The sequence below is a fragment of the Candidatus Eisenbacteria bacterium genome, from assembly GCA_013140805.1.
Lineage (GTDB): Bacteria > Eisenbacteria > RBG-16-71-46 > RBG-16-71-46 > RBG-16-71-46 > JABFRW01.
Genome location: JABFRW010000084.1, coordinates 1 through 3063, shown reverse-complemented (window position 1 = coordinate 3063; position 3063 = coordinate 1). Strand labels below are relative to the sequence as shown.

The 3063-nt window shown below is 68.9% G+C and carries 2 protein-coding genes; both read right to left on the bottom strand.

What is annotated here, in order from left to right; genetic code table 11:
• A partial coding sequence (locus HOP12_07335; GenBank protein ID NOT33968.1) for a hypothetical protein occupies positions 1-488 on the bottom strand: 488 nt, incomplete at its 3' end.
• A 166-nt stretch (positions 489-654) separates the two neighbouring features.
• On the bottom strand, positions 655-2559 hold the full coding sequence (locus HOP12_07330) for an acyl-CoA dehydrogenase (protein NOT33967.1): 1905 nt from the start codon (positions 2557-2559) through the stop codon (positions 655-657).
• Between the last annotated feature and the right edge of the window lie 504 nt (positions 2560-3063).

Below are 3063 nucleotides of genomic sequence, written 5' to 3'. Positions count from 1 at the left end.
ATCCAATGGAAGCCAAGCTCCGAAGCCACCAGGGCCGTGGCGAAGAACAGCGTCCCCCCCACGATCCAGGAGCCGATCGCACCGAGCGCCGAGTGCAGTGCGAGCGCGAACGCCACCCCCCAGCCGCCCGACCAGCGCCAGCGATCGAGTGCGCCCAGTCCCAGGAGCGTGCAGATCTCGAAGGCAAGCAGCCCGCCGATGGCGCTGCGCACGAGCAGCCCGCGCACCTCACCGCGCCGGGCCCGATTCCAGCTCCACCCGAAGGCCAGCAACGGCACCCCGAATGCGGCGGCGTACCCGAACGTCCAGACCAGCGAATAGGCGAGCAACGCGCCCACGGGTCCGCACGCATTCGGAGCGCTCCACGGCGATGCGAACGGCAGCGGTGCCTGATAGGTCGCCAGACTCACGGCCGTGAGCACCCCGAACGCTGCGAGCAGCAGCGCGAGTACGTGACGGCGGCGGTCGTTGGAGATGCGGGCGGACAAAGTGGGGTCGGTCGGTTCCCTGACTCAGATGGGCGCGGGGAGCGGAGCCCGGCTCCCTCCGACGCGCGCGGCCGGCGCGAAAGGCCGCGCCGGGGCGGTACCCGCCTCCCTGGCGGGGCTTAGGCGCGGCATTGTGCCCGACCCCGCGGCCGAGGGCAATGGGCCCTCAGTTGCCTGCCGCCGCCACTCGAGAGGGAGTCTCACCGGGCGGCGCCGCGCGCGGGGCGTCGAGAATGCCGTCCTCGAGCCACGCGTACTTGCCGTCGAGCACGTCGCGCGCGACCTGATAGACCTCGGGGTCGGCATTCGAACGCAACGCCTCGAACAGGTTCTCGACCTTCATGCGCGACTGGCGGCAGAACACGTCCGCAAGCTGCGACGGGGTACGGTCCTGGGGCTGCCGCTTCTGGTCTGCATGTGCCCGCACGCAGATCGCCGACATCGCGAACAGCTCGGCGCCGATGTCGACGCAGCGGAACAGCTGCGCCTGCTTCTTCTCGAGTGCGGGGCCGTTCAACACCATGAGGTGGAACTGCTGACGCGCCAGTCGCGCCGAGGTGCGGTGCACCCAGCGCAGGTGACCGGCCAGCGCGCCGAACTCGGAATAGCGAGGCCAGCGGCCCCACGAGAACCAGCGGCTCGGATACCACCAGCTATAGAAGAGGCCGGCGCGCACCAGCCCCGCCAGCCGCCTGCCGATCGGCACTCCCGGCATCACGACGTCGCCGGCGGTGCTCAGGTGCTGATCGAGCGCCTCCCGGGCGATGAACAGGCGCATGACCTGGTTCGTGCCCTCGAAAATGCGATTGATGCGCAGGTCGCGAAGCAGCTGTTCGAGTGGAATCGGCGCCTCGCCACGCGCTCCGAGCGATCGTGCGGTCTCGTAGCCGCGGCCGCCGCGTACCTGGATCGTCGCGTCGGCGATTTCCCACGCGACGTCACTGTTCCAAAGCTTCGCGATCGCGGCCTCGAGCCGGATGTCGCTCTTGCCCGCATCGCCGAGCAGCGAACTCAGGTCGGCGATCGCCTCCATCGCGTAAGTGCGCGCCGTCATGTCTCCGATCATCTGAGCGACCGCCTCGTGCTGCCCGACCGGCCGGCCCCACTGCACGCGCTCGGCCGCGAACTGGCGAGCCACCTGAATGCACCACTTCCCTGCGCCCGCGCAGGTGGTCGGCAGGGTGAGGCGCCCGGTGTTGAGCGTGACGAGTGCGAGCTTCAGTCCCCGCCCCTCGCCCCACAGCAGGTTGTCCTTCGGAACGTGAACGTTCGTGAAGCGCAGCACCGCGTTCTCGATGCCGCGAATCCCCATGAACTCACAACGGTGGACGATCTCGATGCCGGGCGAGTTCGCCTCGACGATGAACGCCGAGATCGGACCCGGCTTGCCGGGCTTGCCGGGGGTGCGGGCCATGACCACCAGCAACTCCGCGATCGCGCCGTTCGTGCACCACAGCTTCTCGCCGTTGAGCACGTAGCCGGTACCGTCGGAAGTCGGGACCGCGGTCGTCGACATGCGTGCGGGATCGGAGCCCACGTCGTGCTCGGTGAGCGCGAAAGCGGAGATCGCTCCGCGCGCGAGCCTCGGCAGCAGGCGCTTCTTCTGTTCCTCGGTGCCGAATAGCTTGAGCGGCTGCGGCACGCCGATCGACTGATGCGCCGACAGCAGCGCGACCAGCGCGCTGTGGCGGGTGCCGACCAGCGACATCGCGCGACCATAGCTGTACTGCGACAGTCCGAGCCCGCCGTACTCGCGCGGGATCTTGATGCCGAAAGCGCCAAGCGCCCGCAGCCCGTCGATCACGGTGGCGGGAATCTTCGCTTCGCGCTCGATCCGCTCGGGATCGACTTCCGTTTCGAGGAAGCGGGTGAGTCGGGCGGTGAACTCGGCAGCCCGCTGCTGCTCCTCCGGATCCGGCCCGGGATACGGATGGATGAGACTCAAGTCGAGATTGCCGAGGAACAACTCGCGCACGAACGACGGCGCGCTCCACTCGGTTTCCCGCGATGCCTCCGCGACTGCGCGGGCTTCGAGTTCGCTGACGTGGGAAGTCGACTTGCTCTCGCTCATGGCGCGTGACTCGTTGGGAAGGTGACGAAATCGAAGAAGCGGACGCGGGCCGCCGGGCCGCTTCGGTTATCGGCCGCAGGTTAGCCCCGCCTGAGAGCCGCGACAACCGGCCGGCACGAGCGTGTCAAGTGCCCCGATGTTTCGATGGATGTCGGTCGACCGCACGGTGCGGGTTGCGGTGTCCCGTTGATGATGTGATGTGGCGCGCCGTGATCTTGTGACCCCACCATCCGATCGGCTATGGTTCCGCGCCCCTCGGCCGGGTCCTCCCCGCTCGAGGCTGACTTCAGACCCCTCCCGCCGACCGGGCCGCGCCACTCGTCACGACTTCTCGCGGACGCCCGGACGATCGGGCCCTCCGGCGCTTCGCGCCGGGAGCCAATTACCGAGGAGCCTGTGATGAACCTTCTGCGCGCCGCGGGATCCACCCTGCGGAAGCTGATGCTGCCCGGCGTGATCGCCGCGATCCTCACCTCGGTCGTGCTGCCCGCGGCGCGCAGAAGG

Excerpts from the sequence above, each read along its gene's own strand:
- HOP12_07330 (NOT33967.1), bottom strand. The coding sequence starts at position 2,559 with ATGAGCGAGAGCAAGTCGACTTCCCACGTCAGCGAACTCGAAGCCCGC.